Origin of the sequence: Dehalobacter sp. TBBPA1 (assembly GCF_040931655.1) — a bacterium.
Classification (GTDB): Bacteria; Bacillota; Desulfitobacteriia; order Desulfitobacteriales; family Syntrophobotulaceae; genus Dehalobacter; species Dehalobacter restrictus.
The window spans coordinates 2,961,776-2,983,915 of the sequence record NZ_CP162385.1 but is presented as its reverse complement, the minus strand read 5'-3'; the positions used below and the strand labels follow the sequence as shown (position 1 = coordinate 2,983,915).

19 protein-coding genes, 1 pseudogene and 1 riboswitch are annotated in these 22,140 nt (G+C 47.5%); of the genes and pseudogenes, 19 read left to right on the top strand and 1 reads right to left on the bottom strand.

Going from position 1 to position 22,140, the window contains the following annotated elements; genetic code table 11:
* The first annotated feature begins 101 nt into the window (after positions 1 to 101).
* The 4 genes from AB3489_RS14545 to AB3489_RS14530 all read left to right on the top strand — a co-directional run bounded on the left by AB3489_RS14545 (position 102) and on the right by AB3489_RS14530 (position 7,508).
* Positions 102 to 713: a tetratricopeptide repeat protein gene (locus tag AB3489_RS14545; RefSeq protein WP_368293435.1), complete on the top strand. Its 612-nt coding sequence runs from the start codon at positions 102 to 104 to the stop codon at positions 711 to 713.
* A gap of 85 nt (positions 714 to 798) precedes the next feature.
* On the top strand, positions 799 to 1,587 hold the full coding sequence (locus AB3489_RS14540; protein WP_368293434.1) for an MBL fold metallo-hydrolase: 789 nt from the start codon (positions 799 to 801) through the stop codon (positions 1,585 to 1,587).
* Positions 1,588 to 1,660: 73 nt separating this feature from the next.
* Positions 1,661 to 2,830: a S1C family serine protease gene (locus AB3489_RS14535; protein WP_368293433.1), complete on the top strand. Its 1,170-nt coding sequence runs from the start codon at positions 1,661 to 1,663 to the stop codon at positions 2,828 to 2,830.
* A gap of 304 nt (positions 2,831 to 3,134) precedes the next feature.
* Positions 3,135 to 7,508, top strand: coding sequence for an acyl-CoA dehydratase activase-related protein (locus tag AB3489_RS14530; protein ID WP_368293432.1), 4,374 nt, complete (start codon positions 3,135 to 3,137; stop codon positions 7,506 to 7,508).
* An 84-nt stretch (positions 7,509 to 7,592) separates the two neighbouring features.
* Here AB3489_RS14530 and AB3489_RS14525 read toward each other — a convergent pair whose 3' ends face one another.
* Entirely contained in the window at positions 7,593 to 7,802 is a 210-nt protein-coding gene (locus AB3489_RS14525) for an alpha/beta-type small acid-soluble spore protein (RefSeq protein WP_020491935.1), read from the bottom strand.
* Between the two features lie 144 nt (positions 7,803 to 7,946).
* On the opposite strand from AB3489_RS14525, the gene rlmH reads away from it, so the two are divergent.
* The 15 genes and pseudogenes from rlmH to hemB all read left to right on the top strand — a co-directional run bounded on the left by rlmH (position 7,947) and on the right by hemB (position 22,120).
* Complete coding sequence (gene rlmH, locus AB3489_RS14520) at positions 7,947 to 8,426, top strand: 23S rRNA (pseudouridine(1915)-N(3))-methyltransferase RlmH (protein WP_368294641.1); 480 nt, start codon at positions 7,947 to 7,949, stop codon at positions 8,424 to 8,426.
* 76 nt (positions 8,427 to 8,502) lie between these two features.
* A riboswitch (cobalamin riboswitch) is annotated at positions 8,503 to 8,697 on the top strand.
* 131 nt (positions 8,698 to 8,828) lie between these two features.
* Positions 8,829 to 9,569 carry an energy-coupling factor ABC transporter permease gene (locus tag AB3489_RS14515; protein WP_020491937.1) on the top strand — a complete coding sequence of 247 codons (741 nt, stop codon included), beginning with the start codon at positions 8,829 to 8,831 and terminating at the stop codon, positions 9,567 to 9,569.
* 2 nt (positions 9,570 to 9,571) lie between these two features.
* Positions 9,572 to 9,913, top strand: coding sequence for an energy-coupling factor ABC transporter substrate-binding protein (locus tag AB3489_RS14510; protein WP_020491938.1), 342 nt, complete (start codon positions 9,572 to 9,574; stop codon positions 9,911 to 9,913).
* Positions 9,897 to 10,688, top strand: a complete 792-nt coding sequence (cbiQ, locus tag AB3489_RS14505; RefSeq protein WP_368293431.1) for a cobalt ECF transporter T component CbiQ — start codon at positions 9,897 to 9,899, stop codon at positions 10,686 to 10,688. The genes AB3489_RS14510 and cbiQ overlap by 17 nt, the downstream gene beginning before the upstream one ends.
* Positions 10,688 to 11,583: pseudogene (locus AB3489_RS14500) on the top strand (ATP-binding cassette domain-containing protein). Before cbiQ ends, AB3489_RS14500 begins: the two are co-directional and overlap by 1 nt.
* 19 nt (positions 11,584 to 11,602) lie before the next feature.
* Positions 11,603 to 12,799, top strand: a complete 1,197-nt coding sequence (gene cbiD, locus AB3489_RS14495) for a cobalt-precorrin-5B (C(1))-methyltransferase CbiD (protein WP_368294640.1) — start codon at positions 11,603 to 11,605, stop codon at positions 12,797 to 12,799.
* A complete protein-coding gene (gene cobI / locus AB3489_RS14490) occupies positions 12,796 to 13,497 on the top strand; it encodes a precorrin-2 C(20)-methyltransferase (RefSeq protein ID WP_368293430.1) in 702 nt (233 codons plus the stop codon). Before cbiD ends, cobI begins: the two co-directional genes overlap by 4 nt.
* Entirely contained in the window at positions 13,494 to 14,279 is a 786-nt protein-coding gene (gene cobM, locus AB3489_RS14485; RefSeq protein ID WP_119775485.1) for a precorrin-4 C(11)-methyltransferase, read from the top strand. Before cobI ends, cobM begins: the two co-directional genes overlap by 4 nt.
* Positions 14,276 to 15,334, top strand: coding sequence for a cobalt-precorrin 5A hydrolase (locus AB3489_RS14480; protein WP_368293429.1), 1,059 nt, complete (start codon positions 14,276 to 14,278; stop codon positions 15,332 to 15,334). The genes cobM and AB3489_RS14480 overlap by 4 nt, the downstream gene beginning before the upstream one ends.
* Positions 15,324 to 16,565 (top strand): glutamyl-tRNA reductase, encoded by a 1,242-nt coding sequence (gene hemA, locus AB3489_RS14475; protein WP_368293428.1) that lies wholly within the window; start codon positions 15,324 to 15,326, stop codon positions 16,563 to 16,565. The genes AB3489_RS14480 and hemA overlap by 11 nt, the downstream gene beginning before the upstream one ends.
* 8 nt (positions 16,566 to 16,573) lie before the next feature.
* Positions 16,574 to 17,302 (top strand): precorrin-3B C(17)-methyltransferase, encoded by a 729-nt coding sequence (gene cobJ, locus AB3489_RS14470; RefSeq protein WP_368293427.1) that lies wholly within the window; start codon positions 16,574 to 16,576, stop codon positions 17,300 to 17,302.
* The gene (gene cobK, locus AB3489_RS14465) at positions 17,299 to 18,630 is read left to right on the top strand and encodes a precorrin-6A reductase (RefSeq protein WP_368293426.1); all 1,332 of its coding nucleotides are present in this window, start codon (positions 17,299 to 17,301) and stop codon (positions 18,628 to 18,630) included. The genes cobJ and cobK overlap by 4 nt, the downstream gene beginning before the upstream one ends.
* Before the next feature lie 78 nt (positions 18,631 to 18,708).
* The gene (gene hemC / locus AB3489_RS14460) at positions 18,709 to 19,605 is read left to right on the top strand and encodes a hydroxymethylbilane synthase (protein WP_368293425.1); all 897 of its coding nucleotides are present in this window, start codon (positions 18,709 to 18,711) and stop codon (positions 19,603 to 19,605) included.
* Positions 19,606 to 21,105, top strand: coding sequence for a uroporphyrinogen-III C-methyltransferase (gene cobA, locus AB3489_RS14455; RefSeq protein ID WP_368293424.1), 1,500 nt, complete (start codon positions 19,606 to 19,608; stop codon positions 21,103 to 21,105). It abuts the gene before it with no gap.
* A 28-nt stretch (positions 21,106 to 21,133) separates the two neighbouring features.
* Positions 21,134 to 22,120, top strand: a complete 987-nt coding sequence (gene hemB, locus AB3489_RS14450) for a porphobilinogen synthase (RefSeq protein WP_368293423.1) — start codon at positions 21,134 to 21,136, stop codon at positions 22,118 to 22,120.
* The last annotated feature ends 20 nt before the right edge of the window (positions 22,121 to 22,140 follow it).

Genomic DNA, 22,140 nt, shown 5'->3' with positions numbered 1-22,140 from the left:
TGGCACAAAGGAAGAGTTTCTTTGACTCTTTTGTTTCTAAGGAAAGATTAATTAAACCTTCCTATTGTTGATAATAGGAAGGTCGCAGGTTAGGAGAAAAAATGCAAAAAAAAGTTCAAAAGATCACCGTAGGGTTTATCATAGGGATAATCTGCATTTCCCTTATTGGATCAACATTTTATGCAATTTCCCTTCCAGGGTCTGATAATACGGAAGATACCCAGGGCCAAGAAGCGTTGGAGCAGGAATACAATCAGCGGAAGCAAGCCGTCGTGGAACTCAGCGCAGCACTCGAAAAGAGCCCGGAAGACGTCGAAGCGCAGCTGGCTCTGGCCGACGCTTATTATAGTAAAGCGAGTACAACAATTGAGCTTAACGATGAAGAATACCAGGAAGATCTGCAGAATGCGATAACGTATTACCAAAAAGTCCTGGCACAGAAAGACGACAATGATGTAAGGTTAAAACTTGCAATATCCGCATTCCTTTCACGTGATTCTAATCTTGCGAATGAAACATACAAGGAATTAATTGAAAAGGAACCGCAAAATGTGGATGTGCTATATTGGTATGGGATGTTCCAGTTTTACAGCAAAGAAGATTACAAGAAGGCCGAGCAGTACTGGCAGACGGCGTTAAAATACAATACGGATGAAAAGATGAAGACTAAGCTCGAGGAAATGATTGCAAGAGCTCAGGACATTGAACCTTAGACAAACGAACCTGAGACAAGTAACGGCAGACATGTTAATAACAGGATGAGTAAGCGCCTGAATCACAGATTGGGAAGGTGAACAGATGTATTTTGCAACACTGGCCAGCGGCAGTTCCGGTAATGCCATATTTGTAGGGGAAGAGAACAGGAGTCTGCTTGTGGATTGCGGCATTGCGGCCAAGAGGGTGCTTACGAACCTCGAGATGATTGATATCGCCGCTCCTCAGCTGGAAGGGATCATCATTACCCATGAACATTCCGACCATGTCAAGGGGGCCGGCGTGCTGGCCCGCAAGCTGAAGATTCCCGTCTATGCGACAGCCGGAATTTGGCAGGAAATTGAAACGGTGCTTGGGGATATTAATTCTGAACAGAAAAGAATTATCGACCGGGACATCTATCTTGCGGGTATGGATGTGAAACTCTTCCCGACTTCCCACGACAGCAGGGAAAGCTACGGTCTTAAAATAACAGGTAAAACGCATACGCTTGGCATAGCGACTGACAGCGGCATTGTTACAGAAGAGATGCATCGGAATCTTCGGGGCTGTGATGCCTACGTCGTCGAGGCAAACCACGATTTGGAAACATTATGGCACGGAAGGTATCCGTACTATTTGAAGAAAAGAGTCAGCGGAAATGCTGGACATTTGAGCAATGTCCAGCTTGCTGAGGCCTTGACGGAATGGCTCGATGAAAACACGCAAAAAGTCGTGCTTGCTCACTTAAGCGAAGAAAATAATACGCCGCAAATGGCGCTCAGTACAGTCGTGGAGATGCTTCGGGATTCGCAGGCTAAGAAAAAATGCGCGAATCTAAAAATCAGGGTCGCACCGAGACATTATCCGCACGAACTTATTACACTGGGATAGTATGTCAAGAGAGCATAACTGACAGACTAAATTTAAGGTAGACATGATACATACTGGATAGGAGGGATGTCAGATGGATGATTATGATGACCGGGACAATTTCGGACGAAGGAGTGGGAAACCCCGTATTGTTTCAACGGTTTTGCTTGCTGTCATCAGCGCAGTTCTGGGCGGCTTGATTGCTGTCATTCTTGTTCCGGCGGCATATCCTCAAGGCAATTCTTTGGAAGGCGGTAATAAGGTTGTCGTTCAACAGGGAGAAAATCCCCCGATTACATCCTCAGGTGCTACCGGTGGGGAGTCACCGGTGATTAATATTGCCAGCACAGTAGGGCCTGCTGTCGTAGGTGTGGCCAACTTTCAGTATAGCGGGAATATTTTTGCCGGCAGCAGTGATGGACTCAGTGAGGCAGGAAGCGGTTCCGGCTTTATCATCAATGCTGCCCATGGCTATATTGTTACCAACTACCATGTCATTGGAGATGCTGAAAAAATTATGATTTCGCTTGCCGATGGTCGGGATGTTCCTGGAACGCTTGTCGGCGGTGATCCGCGGACCGATCTTGCCGTGCTCAAAATTGACGGTACGAAGGAACTTGCGGCTGTCCAGCTCGGAGATTCCGCAGCCTTAAAAGTCGGAGAATCCGTCGTTGCGATCGGGAATCCAGGAGGCCAGGATTTTGCCCGTACAGTCACAGCCGGTGTGGTATCAGCGACAGACAGGTTTCTTCAGCTGCAGGGGGAAGCCAGCTTCAATCTGATTCAGACGGATGCGGCGATTAACCCAGGCAACAGTGGCGGACCGCTCGTCAATTACAGCGGCCAGGTTGTCGGAATAAATTCAGCCAAAAATGATACCCAGGGCTTTGAAGGTATGGGGTTTGCGATCCCAATTTCCGATGCCCTGCCTGTAATTCAGCAGCTCATTGAAAAAGGGTTTGCGAGCCATCCGGCTTTGCAGATCAATATCGACGACCGTTACACGGAGGAATACGCTTCATTCAAAGACTGGCCGGCAGGCTGCTATATCGCCAGTGCCGAAAACGGCGAGGCGGCAGCTAAAGCCGGTATCCAGGCCGGAGATATCATTACGGCCATTAACGGAACAGCCATAACCAATTCTCTGGAGCTGACACACGAACTCTTTAAATACAAGCCGGGAGATAAAGTATCTGTCAGCTATTTCCGGGGCGGCAGCACGTATAAAACGGATGCGGTACTCGGAGAAATCAGATCAGAATAGAACAACCGGAAACTAGAAAGATCGAACGAATCGGCTATAGGAAGACCTTCGCACTATGTCAGCTAAAGACTGCCGCCAAAAGCTTGGCGGCAGCCACATTTTCTATAGGGATAGGCACTTTTCCCGGCATTCTCATACAATAATACGGACGAGATACTAAGCAGGACGAGACACAGGGCCGGACAGAAAAAGTTGCTATTTTGTTACACAGATGAAACCTGATATAATAGAGTCTGATGCTAAAGGATTAAAACGCTGTTTTTTATAGATTGAGCAGGCTGTTTAAATAGAAGGAGACAGGTGAATGACGAAACAAATGCATATCGGACTGGATGTCGGTTCGACCACCGTTAAAATTGCAATACTTGATGAAAAAGATAACTTGGTTTTCAGTAGTTACCAAAGGCATTTTTCAGATGTCCAGCATACAGTCAGCAACCTTCTGCAAAAGATTTACAGTCAGTTCCGCAATGAAAAAGTCACCATGAACGTGACAGGTTCAAGCGGTATGTCCACTTCCGAACAGGTTGGGATTCCTTTTATTCAAGAGGTTATTGCCTGCCAAAAAGCTGTTGAACGATTTATTTCGGATACGGATGTCGCGATAGAACTGGGCGGCGAAGATGCCAAGATCACATATTTTGGGGAATCGCCCGAACTCAGGATGAACGGTACATGCGCCGGCGGGACAGGTGCGTTTATTGATCAAATGGCTATCTTGCTGAAAACCGACGCTGCGGGTCTCAATGAACTGGCTTCGCATCATCGGGAGATTTATCCGATCGCTTCGCGCTGCGGGGTTTTTGCTAAAACAGATATTCAACCGCTCTTAAACGAAGGTGCGGCCAAGGAAGATATTGCCGCCTCAATTTTTCAGGCGGTCGTGAATCAGACCATTGCGGGTTTAGCCTGCGGCAAACCAATCCGGGGCAATGTGGCATTTCTGGGCGGACCGCTTTCTTTCCTGCCTGAACTGCGCCAGCGCTTTATTGAAACCTTGAAGCTTAAACCGGAAAATATTATCGCGCCAGATAATGCTCAGTTTTTTGTGGCGATTGGGGCAGCCTTGGCTTCGAAACAGAGCGAAGTCTGTGATCTTCACGTGATCTATGAGAACATCCCGAATCTGCATAATTCGGATTCAGCCACTACCCTGCTCCAGCCTTTGTTTGCCAGTGAAGAAGAGTATGAAGCCTTCAGTCAGAGGCACCGGGGAAATTCCGTCGCGAAGAAACTGCTGGCTGAAGCCAGTGGAACCTGCTTTTTGGGCATCGATGCCGGATCGACCACGACGAAACTTGCCCTGATTGATGGAGATGGCAATTTGCTTTATTCCCATTATGGAAGCAACGGAGGAAGTCCGTTAAAATCTACGGTTTCTGCTCTGCAAAAGCTTTATCAGGCTTTGCCGTCCGGAGCCACGATTGGCGGTTCCGTCGTGACCGGTTATGGAGAAGCCCTGCTAAAGGCTGCCCTCAAAGTTGATCACGGAGAAATAGAAACGGTTGCCCACCTTAAGGGCGCCGAATATTTTCTGCCCGGTGTTGACTTTATCCTCGATATCGGTGGCCAGGACATGAAATGCATGCAGATCCGCGACGGCGTTATTCATAATATCATGCTGAATGAAGCATGTTCTTCGGGCTGTGGGTCATTTATCGAGACGCTGGCCCAGTCCCTAAGTTTATCTCTCTTGGAATTTGTGCAAAGAGGTTTATTTTCCAAGACCCCGGTCGATTTGGGTACCCGCTGCACCGTATTTATGAATTCCAAAATCAAACAGGTCCAAAAAGAAGGCGCGGATATCGGCAGCATCGCGGCCGGGATCTCGTATTCAGTTGTCAAAAATGCGTTATACAAAGTCATCCGCCTGCACAATTCTTCCGAAGTTGGTAAGAAAATTGTTGTTCAGGGCGGAACGTTTAATAATGATGCTGTTTTAAGAAGTTTTGAACGTGTCACGGGCCGCCAGGTCATTCGTCCGGACATTGCCGGGATCATGGGCGCGTTCGGAGCGGCTCTTATTGCCCGGGACCATTATCAGGCCGGAGAACAGACCACCTTGCTAGGAGAACAAGAGCTGGGGGATTTCCATACCGAGACCAGTACGCGCCACTGTGGCCTATGCGGCAATAATTGCCTGTTGACGGTCAACCAATTCTCGGACGGCAGGGAGTTTCTGACAGGAAACCGCTGCGAGCGCGGAGCCGGACTGGAAAACACCTCTGAGGATATTCCGAACCTTTTTGCCTATAAATATGAGCGTCTATTTGCCTATAAACCACTCAAAAAGGAAGAAGCAACCCGTGGCGAAATCGGGATTCCACGGGTCCTGAATATGTATGAACATTATCCGTTCTGGTTTACGCTGCTAACGGAGCTCGGTTTCAGAGTTATTTTGTCCGGCCGCTCCTCAAAAAAGATATTTGAGCTCGGCATGGAGACCGTAGCTTCTGAGTCGCTGTGCTATCCGGCCAAACTGGCCAACGGGCATATTAAGGACCTTCTGAACAAAGGGGTCAAGCGGATTTTCTATCCGTGCCTTCCGAGAGATGAAAAAGAGCTAGCTGGCGCCAATAATAATTACAACTGCCCGATTGTCACTTCTTATCCGGAATCCCTTCATGCCAATGTGGATGAAATAAGGAACAAAGAAGTTGCATTTATTTTCCCGTTCCTGCCGATTGATGATATGGCGCGTTTAAAAGTTCGGATCTATGAAGAATTTAAAGCGATGGGTATAACACGACAAGAGGCAGCAAGTGCTGTAGATAAGGCTTTTGCCGAAAGAGATGCTGTTCGCCAGGACCTCAGAAACAAAGCGGAAGAAGTATTGGACTATTTGCAAAAGAACAACCTGAAAGGCATCGTACTTGCCGGTCGGCCGTATCATACCGATCCGGAGATTAACCACGGGATTCCAGAGATGATTACCGGTCTGGGGATCGCTGTGCTGACTGAAGATTCTGTCGCTCATCTTGGTCAGGTGGAAAGGCCTCTGCGCGTCCTCGACCAATGGGTCTACCACTCCAGGCTGTATGCGGCAGCAAGTTTTGTGACAACCAGGGATGACTTGGAACTTGTCCAATTGAATTCGTTTGGCTGCGGACTGGATGCAGTCACCACGGATCAGGTTCAGGAGATACTGCACCAGTACAGAAAGACCTATACCTTGGTTAAAATTGATGAGATCAATAATCTGGGCGCTATTCGTATCCGGATACGGTCATTGCTCGCTGCAATGAAGGAAAGAGACAAAAAAGAAATTCATGCGCATAAGCTTTTTGAGACACCTAAAAGAGTCATGTTTACAGAAGAAATGAAGCATGAGTATACGATTCTTTCTCCGCAGATGGCACCGATCCATTTTGAACTGATTGAAGAAGCCACCCGTTTGGAAGGCTATAAGATAGAGATTCTGCCTGATGTGGAAATGGATGTCGTCGAACAGGGACTGCTGCATGTGCATAACGATGCCTGCTATCCGTCAATCTTAGTTGTCGGTCAAATTATGGCGGCACTGAAATCGGGTCGTTACGACCTAAACAAGACGGCAGTTATCATGTCGCAAACAGGCGGCGGCTGCCGGGCCAGCAATTATATTGGCTTTATCCGTAAAGCCTTAAAAGATGCCGGCATGGAACAGATTCCGGTTATTTCCCTTAATGCCGGCGGTCTGGAGTCCAATCCCGGGTTCAAACTTTCCATGAAGATGATCAAGCGTTGCGTCATGGCTACGGTTTATGGCGATCTGCTGATGCGCGTAACCAATGCCATACGACCCTATGAGAAAAATAAAGGAGAAACGAATGATCTCCTGGCCAAATGGCTGAAGAAACTGAAGCCGACCCTGGCTGCGATGAACCTACGGGAATATCACCGAAATATCCGCCGAATTATCAAGGACTTTGATCATATTGAGATCCTAGATGTTAAGAAACCAAAGGTCGGGGTGGTTGGGGAGATCCTCGTCAAATTTCATCCATTTGCCAATAATTTTATTGTGGATGTTCTGGAAAAGGAAGGCGCCGAAGCCGTTCTGCCGGATCTGATGGATTTCTTTATGTACTGTGCGTATGGAACAATATTCAGAAGAAAAGAACTCGCTGGCTCACTGAAAAGCGAGCTTATCAGCCGCTATATTATCTGGCGATTGGAAAACTACCGCCGGGTAATGAAACGCACTTTGGCAAAGAGCAACCGTTTCCATCCTCCCAAATCGATTTATGAGTTGGCCGATATGGCCGGCAAGATCATGCATCTCGGACATCAGACCGGTGAAGGCTGGTTCCTGACCGCAGAAATGCTGGAACTGATAGAAAGCGGAGCAACAAACGTTGCCTGTCTGCAGCCGTTTGCCTGCCTGCCAAATCATATCACGGGTAAAGGGATGGTCCGCGAACTTAAACGGCACTACCCGCTGGCGAATATTGTGCCAATCGATTACGATCCGGGTGCCAGCCAGGTGAATCAGATCAACAGAATTAAACTGATGCTTTCAGTCGCTTTCAAAAATATGGAGAGGTCGGAAGCAGTCAATAATGCCAATACGAACAATAGAAACAAAATGAATAACAACGCCGGGCAAATGCAATCTGCACCCAGCGAGGAAGCGGCAGCTTTGCATAACACTGAAGAAGGTACAGAGCAGTCGTATTCCGAACAGAAGATTATATAACAAAAAACCTCTTCAGTATTGTAGGCTGAAGAAGTTTTGAATATTTATTGAAGTAGATTAGGAATACTAAATGAGTCCGTTATTCTATTTCATCTGCTGTTTGGCATAGGCGATCATTTTTTTGACCATCTGGCCGCCGATCGGGCCTCCTTCCAGACCATTCTGTCTGGCAGTAACATCGCCTTTATAGTGGTCGTTATTTTCCCTTACAAAATCAAGATGGCCGATTTCAGCCGCAGCCTCCATTTTTAGATTCTGCAGCAGCTTTTTTTTGCTTTCATTTGTTTTGCTCATTTTTTTTCACCTCCATCAATATTATTGACACTTTTGAAAAAAATCTTCATTGTAAATAATCCAATATCAGAGAGATTTAACCTTCAAGTTTTTGATTGCAAATGTTTGGACGCAAACATAGTGACTGGAGTTGGAGAAAACATGCTGCAGATCAAAGTTCTAGCGGTAGGGAAAATCAAAGAAAAATATTTAAAAGAAGGGCTGAAGGAATACGCCAAGCGTCTTGGCGCGTACATCCGGCTTGAGATGATTGAAGTTGAGGACGAACCATGCCCCGAAAGGGCATCAGCTGCCGATGAAGCAAGAGTAAAACAGAAAGAAACTGAAAAGGTTCTTAAATTAATTTCACCTCAGGATTATGTGGTTTTGCTGGATCTTCTGGGAAAGGAACTTTCTTCACCCGAACTTGCCGTTTTGTTTGATGAAAGAGGGCTTTCAGGCCAGAGCCGGATCACTTTTGTGATTGGCGGATCTCTTGGTACGGCAGATGAAATCCGAAAACGCGCCGATTACCGGTGGTCGTTCTCGAAGCTTACCTTTCCGCACCAGATGATCAGGCTTATCCTGCTGGAGCAGATTTACCGGGCGTGCAAGATCAGCAAAGGGGAACCCTACCACAAATAGAATTGATGGAGGTAAAGATACTTCAATTAATATATTGATTCCTTGTCGAAAGAGCGATATAATGAATCAGGATTAAAACTGAATAGACAGAACAGGTGTTGAATGGAACTGATAAGCGTACCATTCAATGAATAAGGAAAGTCGGGTAGAAGCCCGCGCGGTCACGCCGCTGTGAAAGTGGAGTTCTTCAGGTATACCACTGGGAAACTGGGAAGGTCTGAAGATCGATGATGCTTAAGCCAGAAGACCTACCTGTTTTAGTGTCTCACCATATACTCTACGAGTGATAGAGAGGGGGATGTATGTGCAAGACTACCGAGGAAAACTTCCTAGCATATGAGCCTCTCGACGTAAGATGTTGAGAGGTTTTTTGTTTCATATCTTATATAGGAGAGTTTGACGATGATAAATAAAAAGATTTGGATAATGGGTTTCGTACTTATGTTTATGTTCTTGCCCCAGCAGACATATGCCATGCATATCATGGAGGGCTTCCTTCCTGCGGGTTGGTGTATTACTTGGGGTGCTTTGGCAATACCTTTTGTTCTGGCTGGTTTTTTTTCTATCAGAAGAACTGTTGGAGAGCATCCCAAAACATTAATGCTTTTGGCGATGGCAGGTGCCTTTGCTTTTGTTTTGTCTTCCCTGAAGATTCCTTCCGTTACAGGAAGCAGTTCGCATCCTACGGGGGTTGGCTTTGGCGCTATCTTGTTCGGACCGACCGCAATGGCCGTAATTGGCTTGATCATACTGCTGTTTCAGGCTGTTTTACTGGCTCATGGCGGATTGACAACATTGGGAGCAAATACTTTTTCGATGGGCATTGTGGGGCCGCTGGTGGCTTTTGCTACATACAAAATTGTGAAGAAAGCAAATGGACCGCAGTGGCTTGCCGTGTTTCTCGCTGCCGCACTTGGGGATTTATTAACTTACGTCACGACATCGGTGCAGCTTGCACTGGCGTTTCCTGCTGAAACAGGCGGCGTTATGGCATCACTTACCAAGTTTTTAGGTATTTTTGCCTTAACGCAAGTACCATTGGCGATCAGTGAAGGTATTTTGACTGTGCTGATATTTAAGGCGATTTTATCCTATGCAGGGGATGAGCTTAAAGACTTAAAAATACTTTCAAAGGAGGTCTGAAAATGTCTGTAGAAACGATGAAACCGAAGAATAAAAATCGGGTTATTATCACAAATATTATTTTAATTACGATTGTCATAGCGCTTGCCGTTATGCCCCTCATTGTGCAAAAAAATGCGGAATTTGCTGGGGCTGACAGCCAAGCTGAACAAGCTATAACAGAACTTAACGGGAATTACCAGGCCTGGTTCTCACCGATTTGGGAGCCGCCTAGCGGAGAAATTGAAAGCTTGTTATTTGCGCTTCAGGCAGCTGTCGGAGCAGGTGTTTTGGGCTACGGGTTAGGTTATCTGCGGGGTCGTAAGAAAAAGGAAGAACCGGTAAACAATGATTTACATCGATAAATACGCTTATTTATCCAGGCTTAAACAAACGAATCCATTAAAAAAGCTGGTCTTAGCCGTTTCGGTTTTGGGGGTCTGTCTCTGGGCTGATTCCGTTGCGGTGTCAATCTTGACGCTCCTGATCATGGGTTGGTATACCGTTTGCAAAGGCGGTACACCTGTTAGAATTTTTATTAGACTGATGCTTGTCCCACTTTCCTTTTTAGTGATCGGCGTTTTAACCATTGCGGTCAATGTTTCAGGGGACAAAGATGTTTTTGTATTCTCTGTATATGCATTTGGCATGTATATCGGGGTGTCGCAGTCCGGTATTCTAAGTGCGGCAAATTTGTTTTTTAAAGCGCTTGGCGCGGTTTCCTGTCTGTATTATTTATCGCTGAGTACACCAATGGTAGACCTGTTGGCAGTTCTTCGGAAGCTTAAAGTTCCAAGACTGATGGTTGAATTGATGGGACTGATCTACCGGTTTATTTTTGTATTTTTGGAAATGGCAGACACCATGTTTACGGCGCAAAATTCCCGCTTGGGCTATGCGGGGCTTTCTTCCGGATACCGTTCATTGGCGGCTCTGGCTTCGTCACTTTTTATCCGGTCTTATCAGAGGGCGGATGAACTGTATATTGCGCTTGAAGCCAGGGGATATGACGGTGAGCTCAGTGTGATCCATGAGCAGGCGGAGACTCATTGGACAGAATATATTCCGATTATGCTGATTAACCTATTCCTGATTGCAGTTGCGCTGTTTTCCAAACAATGGACAGGAGGCTTACTATAATGGCCGAAAATGGCTTGATTGAAAATGTGGAGGCTAAAAATATCTTGGAAGTCAGAAATCTCCACTACATCTACAGTGATGGAACCCAGGCCTTAAAGGCCCTGTCACTCGGGATTAAACAGGGGAAAACGACAGCAGTCCTCGGAAGCAACGGTGCTGGAAAATCAACGTTGCTGGAAAATCAACGTTGCTGCTTTCCTTTAACGGCATCAATAAGCCTTCAGGCGGCGAAGTTCTATTCAAGGGCCTGCCGCTGGATTATTCAGTAAAAGGTCTCAAACAGCTTCGAAAATCTGTTGGCATTGTTTTTCAGGATCCGGATAAGCAGTTGTTTTCAGCCAGTGTCTATCAGGATATCTCCTTTGGAGCGATGAATCTAAAGCTGCCTGAGGAGGAAGTCCGCAGAAGGGTGGATCTAGCCATGAAGAGAACCGGGATATCCCACCTGAAAGACAAGCCCACACACAGCCTCAGTTTTGGCCAGAAAAAACGTGTAGCCATTGCCGGCGTTCTGGTGATGGAGCCGGAAGTGCTTATTTTGGATGAACCGACTGCAGGGCTTGACCCACTCGGAGTCAGTGAGTTAATGAAGCTGCTCAGAAAATTGCAAATTGAGCTGAATTTGTCCGTTGTGATCTCAACGCATGACATTGATATTGTACCGCTTTACTGCGATTATGCGTATGTCATCGATGACGGCAGGCTTGTAATGGAAGGTACGCCTCAGGAAGTGTTTTCGCATCCGGAGGAAATCAGAAGGATTAATCTCAGACTCCCAAGAATTGGGCATCTTATGGAAATCTTGCACGATAAAGATGGCTTTGAATTTGCCCAGCCTGCCAATACCATATCTGAGGCCAGAAAAGCTTTAATTAACTGGAAAGATACAAACTGATTGAAGGAATATAAAAATGATGAATCATGACATCCACCATCTAAACGATGAACAAAACAGTCCACAAAACAGTCAATCCGGTGAACTCTTTGTCATCAAACAGAATAAAAGACTGAGATGCGGCTTTACTACGGGATCCTGTGCGGCTGCTGCTGCCAAGGCTGGGGCGGTAATGCTACTCTCAGGAGACCTGTGCACAGAAATAGCCATTGCGACACCGAAGGGGATACCGGTTGCGATGCAGGTGCTGGAAGTTCGGAGAGACATGAACCAGGTGACGTGTGCTGTAAAAAAGGACAGCGGCGATGACCCAGATGTGACCAACGGCATCCTTATTTTTGCGACGGTCGCCAGAGCGAACCATAATAATATTCAGATCGATGGCGGCCAGGGCGTCGGCAGAATCACTAAGCCCGGGCTTGCCTGTTCTATAGGAGAACCGGCCATCAATCCTGTTCCCAGAAGCATGATTATGTCGGAAGTGGCGAAAGTCTGTGCCGAGTACGGTTATGAGGGAGGCCTGGAAATTACGATATCAGTTCCGGAAGGGGAGGCCATTGCCAGAAGAACCTTTAACCCACGGCTGGGCATTGTTGGCGGAATCTCTATTCTGGGAACAATAGGAATTGTCGAGCCGATGAGCGAAAAGGCCCTGATCGATACGATTCGACTGGAGATGAATCAGCAGAAAGAAAAGGGCTGCAGAGATCTGCTGGTCTGCCCTGGAAATTACGGTGAAACTTTTGCCCGCAGTACGCTGGGGCTGGAGAGTTCTCTGATCCACTGCAGCAATTATATCGGTGAAATGCTGGATTTTACCTTGGAATTAGGCTTTGACGGCCTGCTGCTGATTGGACATGCCGGAAAATTGGTCAAGCTGGCAGCGGGCATTATGAATACCCACTCCCGCTATGCGGACTGCCGCATGGAAGTTATCGCCGTACATGCTGCCTTACACGGTGCCGGGAAGGAGATAGTCAAAGAAATTATGGCTAGCCTGACAGCACCGCAGGCCGTTACGGTATTAGACCGGCACGGGCTTAGAAACCAGGTATTTGAGTCCATCATGTTAAAAATTGATGAATATGTGAATTACCGCCTGCAGAATAAGGTGAAAGCCGGTGTGATCCTGTATTCCAATGAACAGGGTATCCTGGGCAAAACACCGCAGGCGGATGAAATAGTCAATAAAATAAAAAGGATGAAGCCATCATGAAAGCAGCATTATACGGAATAGGCGTAGGTCCGGGAGACTTTGAACTGATGACCTTAAAGGCCGTCCGAATCATCAGCGAGGCAGATCTTATTGCTGTTCCGCGGACGGATGAAAAAGAAATGACCGCCTGGAATATTGCCAAGCAGGCTGTGGACCTCTCCAAAAAAGAAATACTGGAACTTTACATGCCGATGACACGGGATGCCCAAATGCTGGAGCAAAGCCATCAGGAAGCAGCTGAACAGATCATCGACCAGCTCAAACAAAACAAATCTGTGGCTTTTCTTACGCTAGGGGATCCATCGATCTATTCCACATACATTTATCTGCATAACCGGGTTTTGGAAGCAGGCTATGATGCCCGGCTGATTCCGGGGGTCCCGTCCTTCTGTGCTGTAGCAGCAAGACTTAATGTGCCTCTCTGCGAGGGTGCCCAGCCGTTGCACATTATCCCCGCATCCTATGAAGGGTCCTTTGATTACCTGGACTGGGGCGGAACCAAGGTGCTGATGAAATCAGGAAGGGAATTTGGCAAGGTTAAGGAAGAGCTTATCAGCAAAGATCTGGTTAAGCATACCCAGATGGTGGAATGTTGCGGGATGCCGTCAGAGAGAGTTATAAAAGATATCAGTGCAGCCGAGGGGAAAGCAAGCTATTTTTCCACGATCATTGTGAAAGAAAAGGAGATTGTCAGATGATTTATTTTATTGGGGCCGGTCCGGGCGCGGTAGATTTAATCACGGTTCGCGGAAAGACGCTTTTGGAACAGGCCGATGTTGTGATTTATGCAGGCTCGCTGGTCAACCCGGAGCTATTGAATGTTACGAAGAAGGAATGCACCGTTTACGACAGTGCCGGGATGACACTGGAAGAGGTGCTTGCTGTGATGGTTCCTGCCACCCGGGCAGGTAAACTGGTCGTGCGTCTGCATACCGGCGATCCAAGCATTTACGGAGCGATCCGTGAGCAGATGGATCTGCTTGATGCCGAGGGCCTGTATTACGAAGTCGTACCTGGAGTCAGCTCGTTTTTCGGAGCTGCTGCCTCCTTGAAGAAGGAGTATACATTGCCGGATATCAGCCAAACTGTAATTATTACCCGCATGGAAGGAAGAACCCCGGTACCGCCTAAGGAAGACATTGCTCTCCTGGCGTCGCATCAGGCGACCATGGCAATTTTCTTAAGTACAGGGATGCTGGAGAACTTAAGTGCCAAGCTTATGGAAGGCGGTTACGCCGCTGACACTCCGGCAGCGATTGTTTATAAGGCAACCTGGCCGGATGAGAAGCAGTTCCGCTGTACGGTAGGGACATTGGCGAGGACAGCTAAAGAGAACCATATCACCAAAACGGCCTTGATTCTAGTGGGCAGATTTTTGGGAAACGACTTCGAAAGATCTAAACTTTACGATCCGGCATTTACGCATGAATTCCGGGAAGGAATCGATCCACTGCCTTCTTGGACTGAGGATTTGAAATGAAGATAAGCATCCTGGCTTTTACCGCCAATGGAGTCGCTCTCAGCCTGAAAATAAAAGAGCTGTTGGATGCTCAAGGTAATCATACGGCTTGCTATCAGCCGGAAAAACTTACCGGGGCCATCAATACAGCCGGCATGGCAGAGCCCATTGCCCCGGATTTAAAGGTGTTCACAGGCAGACAGTTTGCAGAAAAAGATGCGCTAATTTTTGTTGGGGCCTGCGGGATTGCCGTCAGGGCAATCGCCTCCTTTGTTCAGGACAAGACGAAAGATCCGGCCGTTTTGTGTATTGACGAAAAGGGACGGTTCGTTATACCGCTCCTCTCCGGCCACATCGGCGGCGCCAACATGCTGGCGGACAGGATATCCGAAGCGCTAAACGCAATCCCTGTGATAACGACTGCAACGGATATAAACAGGCTTTTTTCGGTCGATGAATGGGCAGCTTTCCATGACGCTTGGATTTCGGATCTGAAAGCAGCGAAAGAAATTTCGGCACGACTATTGGCAGAAAAGCCGGTCGGGTTTTATAGCGAGCTGGACATAGAAGGAGAGATGCCGCGTTTATTGGAGAAGAATGAAAACAGCATGGGTATTGGCATTTGTGTTTCTCTGAATGACAAATTAAAACCCTATCCCATAACGCTGAATATCGTTCCCCGGACGGTGTATCTCGGAATTGGCTGCCGAAGGGGTACGCCGCTGCAGCGTATTGAGGATCTTGTCCTTGAGCAGTTGAGCAAGAACAGCATCAGCTTTCAGGCCATCGCGGGTATTGCCAGTATTGACCTCAAAACAAAAGAACAGGGGTTGCTTGATTTTGCCGCAAAAAATAATCTGCCACTGCATTTTTTTAGTTCAGATGAACTTCTTTCCGTACCAGGCAAGTATACAGAATCGGAATTTGTAAGTAGTATTACCGGTGTCGGCAATGTCTGCGAGCGGGCTGCCTTAATGGTAAGCGCAGGCGGAGGGCTGATTAGCCGAAAAGTATCCGGGAATGGGGTAACAATAGCTCTTGCTCAGAAGGAATGGAGGGTTAGCTTTGAATATTAGAATGATCGGGATCGATCATGAAAAAGCATCATTAAAGGAACGCGAAATGTTTGCCTTTACACCGATTCAAAGCAGACAGGCCATGGAGGCTGCTGTAAATAATTATGGTGTGGAAGGCGCAGTAATTATATCCACCTGCAACCGTACGGAGCTATGGGTCAGCGAAAATGAAGGATCTCTAGTTAATTTGAAAGAAATTCTCTACGGTCTGAAGCGAATTGAGAAGGAAGACAGGGATAAATATGAGCGCTTATTTGTTATTCGGCAGTCCCGTGAGGCCTTTGTTCACCTCTTTCAAACTGCCTGCGGATTGAAGTCTCAGATTTGGGGAGAAAGCCAAATTTTATCCCAAATTAAAAAAGCCATTGAAGAGGCCAGAGAAACAGGTACTGCTGACCTTTATCTGGAAAAACTTTTTCAGATGGCCATAACCTCAGCGAAGAAGGTAAAAACACAGATTCAGCTGACGACGACGGATGTATCGGTAGCAACGAAAGCTCTGGAGCGGATCCAGGAAGTCTTTCCTGACTTGGGGGAAAAGCGGTGTCTGGTCATTGGCAACGGCGAAATGGGAAAGATTGTCGCCGCACAGCTTGCAGATTGCGGGGCGGAGGTTTTGATCACCTTAAGACAGCGTAAACACGGAGCTTATTTATTGCCGAAACAATGTACGGGCGTGGATTACGAAAAACGCCATACGGTGATAGCCGACATGGATGTAGTGGTAAGCGTGACGTCCAGCCCACATTATACGATTAAAGCGGATGCCTTAATTCCAGCTCTGGCGCAGAATCATAGGCCAAGAATCTTTTGTGATCTGGCAGTACCGAGGGATATCGAACCGAAAGTCGGAGATATGGAGAATATTACATTACTGGATATGGACAATTTGGGTCTAGGGAAGGCAGAGCTCAGAAACCAGAATGCTTTAGCAGCGGCTTATGAAATTATTGATGAACATATCGACAAATTTATAGAATCATTTGAAATCCGCAGTTATCTGCCGCTACTGCAAAGCATATCCAATTCAACATCGGAAAGGATATGCCGGAATTTGCAAAAAGATCTTGCGTACCTGAATTTAAGCGACCAAGACAAGGCATTCTTTGAAAACAGGCTGGCGCAAGTGGCAGAAAAGGCAGTAAGTTCGGTGCTGTTTGGGTTTAGGGACAGCATTGACCGGGATCTGTGGGATGAATGTTTTACAAATTTAGAGAAAGTGGTTAGGTAAGAAGGGCAATGAAAATATATGTCGTAGGATTAGGGCCAGGCGGACCGGAACAAATGACAAACCGTGCGCAGGAAGCGCTTAAGGCCAGTGATATTTTAGTCGGATATACGCTTTATATCGATTTAATCAAGGATCAGTTCCCGGATAAAAAGTTAATTGCTACGCCGATGAAGAAAGAGGTGGATCGCTGCAGGACCGCGGTTGAAAAGGCGCTGGAAGGCGCAACGGTTGCTGTGGTCTCGAGCGGGGATGCCGGGGTCTATGGCATGGCAGGAATTGTGCTGGAGCTTGCAGAGCCGTATCCTTTCCTCGAGGTCGAAGTAATACCAGGAATCACAGCGGCCTGCAGCGGTGCAGCTGTTCTCGGAGCGCCGCTCATTCATGACTTTGCAGTCATCAGCCTCAGTGATCTATTAACGCCGTGGGAGAAGATCGAAGCCAGGCTTGCAGCGGCAGCCCAGGGAGATTTTGTCATTGTACTATACAACCCATCGAGTATCAAAAGGCACGATTATTTGAAAAAGGCTTGCGATATTGTGATGCGCCATCAGAATGCTAACCTGCCGTCCGGTATTGTCCGCAGCATCGGCAGAGAGGGCGAGAATTATGAAATTGTCTCCAGCCTGACTGAATTGAGAGAGAAGAAAGTTGATATGTTTACGACTGTCATTATCGGAAATTCACAGACAAGGGTAATCAACAACAAACTGGTCACACCGAGAGGATATAGGAAATGATGAAAATGCCGGTATTTTGGATCATTGCCGGGACAACTGAAGGCAGGGAGCTGATTGATGAGCTGCGGCGAAGTAACGCAAAAGTGTATGTTTCAGTGGCCACGGATTATGGCAGGGAGCTGATCGAACCGGATCAAAATCTTCACATCCAAGCGCGACGTTTGGGCCGGGAAGAAATGGCCGCCTTCATTCGGGAGGTTCAGCCGGACTGTGTCATTGATACAACACATCCTTACGCCCAAATTGTTACGGACAATATCTGCGAAGCTTGCCGCGAAACCGCAACGGACTATATCCGTCTGCAAAGGGAACCGGGCAGATTGGTCTCGAATAATCCGTCATTTAACACGAATATATTGGAAAACATGATTTATGCGGACAACAGCGAGGATGCGGTACGGGTATTAAATGATAAGACCGGGAACGTCTTTCTGAGCTGCGGAAGCAAGGAGATTGAAACGTTTACCGGAATCAAGGACTATCAGGAGCGGGTATTTGCCAGGGTCCTTCCGATGCAGGATGTAATGGAGAAGTGTGAAAAGCTGGGCTTTAAGAAGTCTAATATAAGCTATATGCAGGGCCCATTTTCCAAAGAGCTGAACATTGCCATGCTGAAAGCATCCCAAGCAAGATTTCTGGTGACAAAAGACTCCGGAGAGACCGGAGGATTCCAGGAAAAAATTGAAGCAGCACGCGAGCTGGGAATTACAGTGATTCTAATCAGGCGGCCGGAACAACCAGAGACACTGGAACATCCAGGTAAAATAGATGAGAAAGATGATGCGCAACAGCATACGTTTTACAACAAGGAACAGGTTTTGCACAAGCTTGCCTGGGACTATTCTCTGGAACAGCGTCCGAATCAGCCTTGGTTTCCGCTTTTTGTTTCTCTTCAGAATAAAAAGATTGTTGTCTTCGGGGGCGGAAAGATTGCGGCAAGAAGAATCAGAACATTACTGCCGTTTGATGCCAACATTACCGTGATTACGCCTGAACTTGTCCCGGAGCTTAAACAAGAATTGGCAGGTAATGAAAAAGTCACTTTGCTCTGTCGCAAGTATCAGGAAGGGGACTGTAATGGGGCTGACCTGGTTCTGGCAGTAACCAATGAAACACAAGTAAACCGTCAAATTGCCGAAGAATGCACCCGGTATGGAATCCCTGTCAGTGTCGCAGATCGTAAGGAACTATGTACGTTCTATTTCCCGGCAGTGGTCAGGAAGGGAAATGTGGTGATCGGGCTCACGGCCAGCGGGGAAGACCACACGAAGGCTAAGAAGACAGCAGAGAAGCTGAGGCTATACGTGAATGAACACTTGGACGAATGAATAATGACAAATAAATAACGTAATGAATAAAACAAACAATAAAAGTAACTTTGACTAAATGAGAATAGAGGTAGCCGAATGGGAAAAAGGAAAATAATTGTCGGCAGCCGGGAAAGCAGGCTGGCGGTGATCCAGTCACAATTTGTTATGGAGCAGATCCGAAAAAACCATCCTGAATGGGAACTTGAGCTTATTACCATGAAGACCACAGGGGACGTTATTTTGGAACAGACGTTGGACAAAATAGGAGGAAAAGGCCTTTTTGTGAAAGAACTGGACAGGGCGCTCTGTCAAGGTGTAATTGATATCGCTGTTCACAGTTTAAAGGATATGCCGGCAGAAATACCGGAGGACCTGCCGATTACGGCATTTTCTAAAAGAGAAGATCCTCGGGACGTACTGGTTCTGCCGCAGGGGACAGGATCTATAGAAAATCTAGACAAAGAAAAGGCTGTTGGCTGTTCCAGCGCACGCCGAACAATCCAGTTTTTAGATCTGTATCCCGGTTTAGATGTCAAGCCTGTGCGGGGCAACGTACTTACCCGGCTCAAAAAGCTGGACGAGGGTGAATTCAGTTCTCTGCTGCTGGCTTTCGCCGGACTTAAGCGGCTGTCACTGGAAAACCGTATCAGTAGGGTGTTTTCCACTGAGGAAATGATCCCCTCTGCCGGACAGGGAATCCTGGCGATTCAGGGCAGAAAAGACGAGGATCTCAACTTTTTGGCGTGTATCAACGACAAAGATGCTCAGACAGCAGCCCTGGCTGAAAGAGCCTTTATTCAAAAACTTGACGGCGGGTGCAGTTCACCTGCTGCAGCATTTGCCGAAGTGCATGGTACAGAAGTCAGGATCACCGGCCTCTATGTCGATGTTGAAACCGGTGAAAAGGCCAAAGGCAGCATGACCGGCGACCGCAGGGATGCGGCGGAAATAGGATACAGATTGGCAACGAGACTACTTGCGGAGGTAAGATAAATGGAGCAAAAGAGAACGGGAAAAGTTTGGCTGGTTGGGGCAGGCCCGTCTGATGCAGGACTGCTCACCGTAAAAGGGCTGCGTGTTCTTCAGAATGCAGAGGTTGTCATCTACGACAAGCTCGTAGGTATTGAAATCCTCAATTTAATCCCTAAAGACGCAAAAAAAATAGATGTCGGCAAGCTGCCGACCTATCATCGTATCCCGCAGGACGAGATCAACCGGATTCTGCTGGAAGAAGCCCTGGAAGGCAGGACAGTCGTTCGTCTGAAGGGCGGAGATCCGTTTATGTTCGGACGTGGCGGAGAGGAATTGGAACTGCTTCATGAACATCAGGTTCCGTTCGAGGTAGTACCGGGGGTAACATCGGCCATCGCGGTTCCTGCTTATGCAGGAATTCCGGTAACCCACAGGGACTTTTGTTCTTCCCTGCATATCATTACAGGACATACAAAAGAGGGCGAGACTCCGAATATTGATTTTCAGGCTGCTGTAAACATGAAAGGAACATTGGTGTTCCTGATGGGAGTATCGGCGATCGAAAGTATTTCCGAAGGGCTGCTGGATGCTGGAATGGCTTCGGATATGCCGGCGGCGGTCATAGAAAGAGGGACGACAGCAAGACAGCGCAAGCTTCTGACGACAGTCGGCAACCTGCCGGGTGACGCTGCAAAGGCGGAAATCCGCAATCCATCTGTTATCGTAATCGGCCAGGTCTGTTCCTTGTCCGAGAATTTTGAATGGGCAGGGAAGCGTCCGCTTGCAGGTAAACGTGTCGTGGTAACACGTCCGGAAAAGCTTAATTCCGTCCTTAGTCAGAAGGTCCGAGATTTTGGCGGGGAAGCTTTGGAATTCCCATGTATCCAAACCAGACCAATAAGCGACAATAAAGCATTTAATGCTGCACTGGAGCGGATCAAAGAATATAACTGGCTTGTTTTTTCCAGCGCGGCCGGCGTAGAAGCTCTCTTTGACAGAATGCTCGAAACGGGGAGAGACATCCGCGACCTGTACGGGATTAAGATCGCGGTTATCGGAGCCGGAACGGCCAAGGCGTTTACCCAGCGCGGCATTCGCATTGAGTATATGCCGGAAAGCTATAACGTCGCCAGCCTTGCTAGCGGCCTCGTCAACGTTCTGGCACCTGGAGAAAAAGTGTTGGTCTTACGGGCCAGGGAAGGATCGGAAGATCTAAACCGCATTTTTGATCAAGCAGGAATCTGCTATGAAGATATTCCGGTTTATGACACGTTCTACGAATCAGACAGCAGTATTTTTTCAAAAGAAATAATCCTGTCTTATGATTTTGATTATGCGGCATTTACAAGTGCTTCGACAGTAGGCGGATTTGTCAGCGCCCTGCCGCAGCTGGATTTTACAAAGGTGACGGCAGTTTGCATTGGTGAAGAAACAGCTAAGGTGGCCCGAAGCCACGGGATGAAGTGTATTATTGCCGAAAAAGCTACTTTGGACAGTATGGTTGAGGCAATCTCGCAGTAGCAGTAAATGGCGGCCAAAGGAGGTACCGATGGAAGCAATCAGACCGAGAAGATTGAGAAAAGACAACGTTACCCGGGAGTTGGTACGTGAAACTCGTCTTTCTAAAAGTGCCCTGATCTACCCGATATTTATCAAGGAAGGCAGTGCAATTGAAGAAAATATCGCAGCGATGGACGGCCAGAAGCGCTACAGCCCGGACCGGGTTGAACATGCGGTGGAGACCGTCATCAAGGCTGGTATCGGCAGTGTTCTGCTTTTCGGGGTACCGGAGCACAGTCGCAAGGATGAGACCGGAAGTGAGGCCTATAACGAAAACGGTGCCCTGCAGCAGGCTGTTCGGAAAATCAAGTCGAGCTTTCCACAGATTAATGTCATTACAGATGTATGCCTTTGCGAATATACCAGTCACGGACATTGCGGCCTATTAAAAGGCAAGGAAGTGGATAATGACGGTACTCTGTCAATACTGGCCAAAGTAGCAGTATCCCATGTCCAGGCCGGTGCAGATATGGTAGCGCCATCCGATATGATGGACGGACGGGTGCAGGCCATCCGCGAAGCGTTGGACCAACATCATTTCACGAATATACCGATTATGTCCTATTCGGCCAAGTATGCATCCTCCTTCTACGGACCTTTTCGAGAGGCAGCCGGATGCGCACCGTCTTTCGGAGACCGGAAAACTTATCAAATGGATTACCATAATTTGCGGGAAGCCGTCCGGGAATCTGAACTTGATATGCTGGAAGGGGCGGACATTTTGATGGTCAAACCAGCTCTGGCTTATCTGGATGTGATCGCCAAGCTCAAAGAGACGTTTGACCTTCCCCTGGCTGCTTACAGTGTCAGCGGAGAGTACAGTATGATCAAGGCTGCAGCCAAGGCCGGACTGATTGATGAAGCCGCGATGATCTGCGAAACGACCGTGGGTTTTTTCCGGGCTGGAACCGATATGCTGATCACATATTTTGCACCGGAGATTGCGGCGTATATCAGTGAAGGAAGAATTGGTTAAGATTTAACAGTTAAAAGGCA

Coding starts and splice junctions, on each gene's coding strand:
- AB3489_RS14545 (WP_368293435.1), top strand. CDS start 102: ATGCAAAAAAAAGTTCAAAAGATCACCGTAGGGTTTATCATAGGGATA.
- AB3489_RS14540 (WP_368293434.1), top strand. CDS start 799: ATGTATTTTGCAACACTGGCCAGCGGCAGTTCCGGTAATGCCATATTT.
- AB3489_RS14535 (WP_368293433.1), top strand. CDS start 1,661: ATGGATGATTATGATGACCGGGACAATTTCGGACGAAGGAGTGGGAAA.
- AB3489_RS14530 (WP_368293432.1), top strand. CDS start 3,135: ATGACGAAACAAATGCATATCGGACTGGATGTCGGTTCGACCACCGTT.
- AB3489_RS14525 (WP_020491935.1), bottom strand. CDS start 7,802: ATGAGCAAAACAAATGAAAGCAAAAAAAAGCTGCTGCAGAATCTAAAA.
- AB3489_RS14515 (WP_020491937.1), top strand. CDS start 8,829: ATGATAAATAAAAAGATTTGGATAATGGGTTTCGTACTTATGTTTATG.
- AB3489_RS14510 (WP_020491938.1), top strand. CDS start 9,572: ATGTCTGTAGAAACGATGAAACCGAAGAATAAAAATCGGGTTATTATC.
- cbiQ (WP_368293431.1), top strand. CDS start 9,897: ATGATTTACATCGATAAATACGCTTATTTATCCAGGCTTAAACAAACG.
- cbiD (WP_368294640.1), top strand. CDS start 11,603: ATGAATCATGACATCCACCATCTAAACGATGAACAAAACAGTCCACAA.
- cobI (WP_368293430.1), top strand. CDS start 12,796: ATGAAAGCAGCATTATACGGAATAGGCGTAGGTCCGGGAGACTTTGAA.
- cobM (WP_119775485.1), top strand. CDS start 13,494: ATGATTTATTTTATTGGGGCCGGTCCGGGCGCGGTAGATTTAATCACG.
- AB3489_RS14480 (WP_368293429.1), top strand. CDS start 14,276: ATGAAGATAAGCATCCTGGCTTTTACCGCCAATGGAGTCGCTCTCAGC.
- cobJ (WP_368293427.1), top strand. CDS start 16,574: ATGAAAATATATGTCGTAGGATTAGGGCCAGGCGGACCGGAACAAATG.
- cobK (WP_368293426.1), top strand. CDS start 17,299: ATGATGAAAATGCCGGTATTTTGGATCATTGCCGGGACAACTGAAGGC.
- hemC (WP_368293425.1), top strand. CDS start 18,709: ATGGGAAAAAGGAAAATAATTGTCGGCAGCCGGGAAAGCAGGCTGGCG.
- cobA (WP_368293424.1), top strand. CDS start 19,606: ATGGAGCAAAAGAGAACGGGAAAAGTTTGGCTGGTTGGGGCAGGCCCG.
- hemB (WP_368293423.1), top strand. CDS start 21,134: ATGGAAGCAATCAGACCGAGAAGATTGAGAAAAGACAACGTTACCCGG.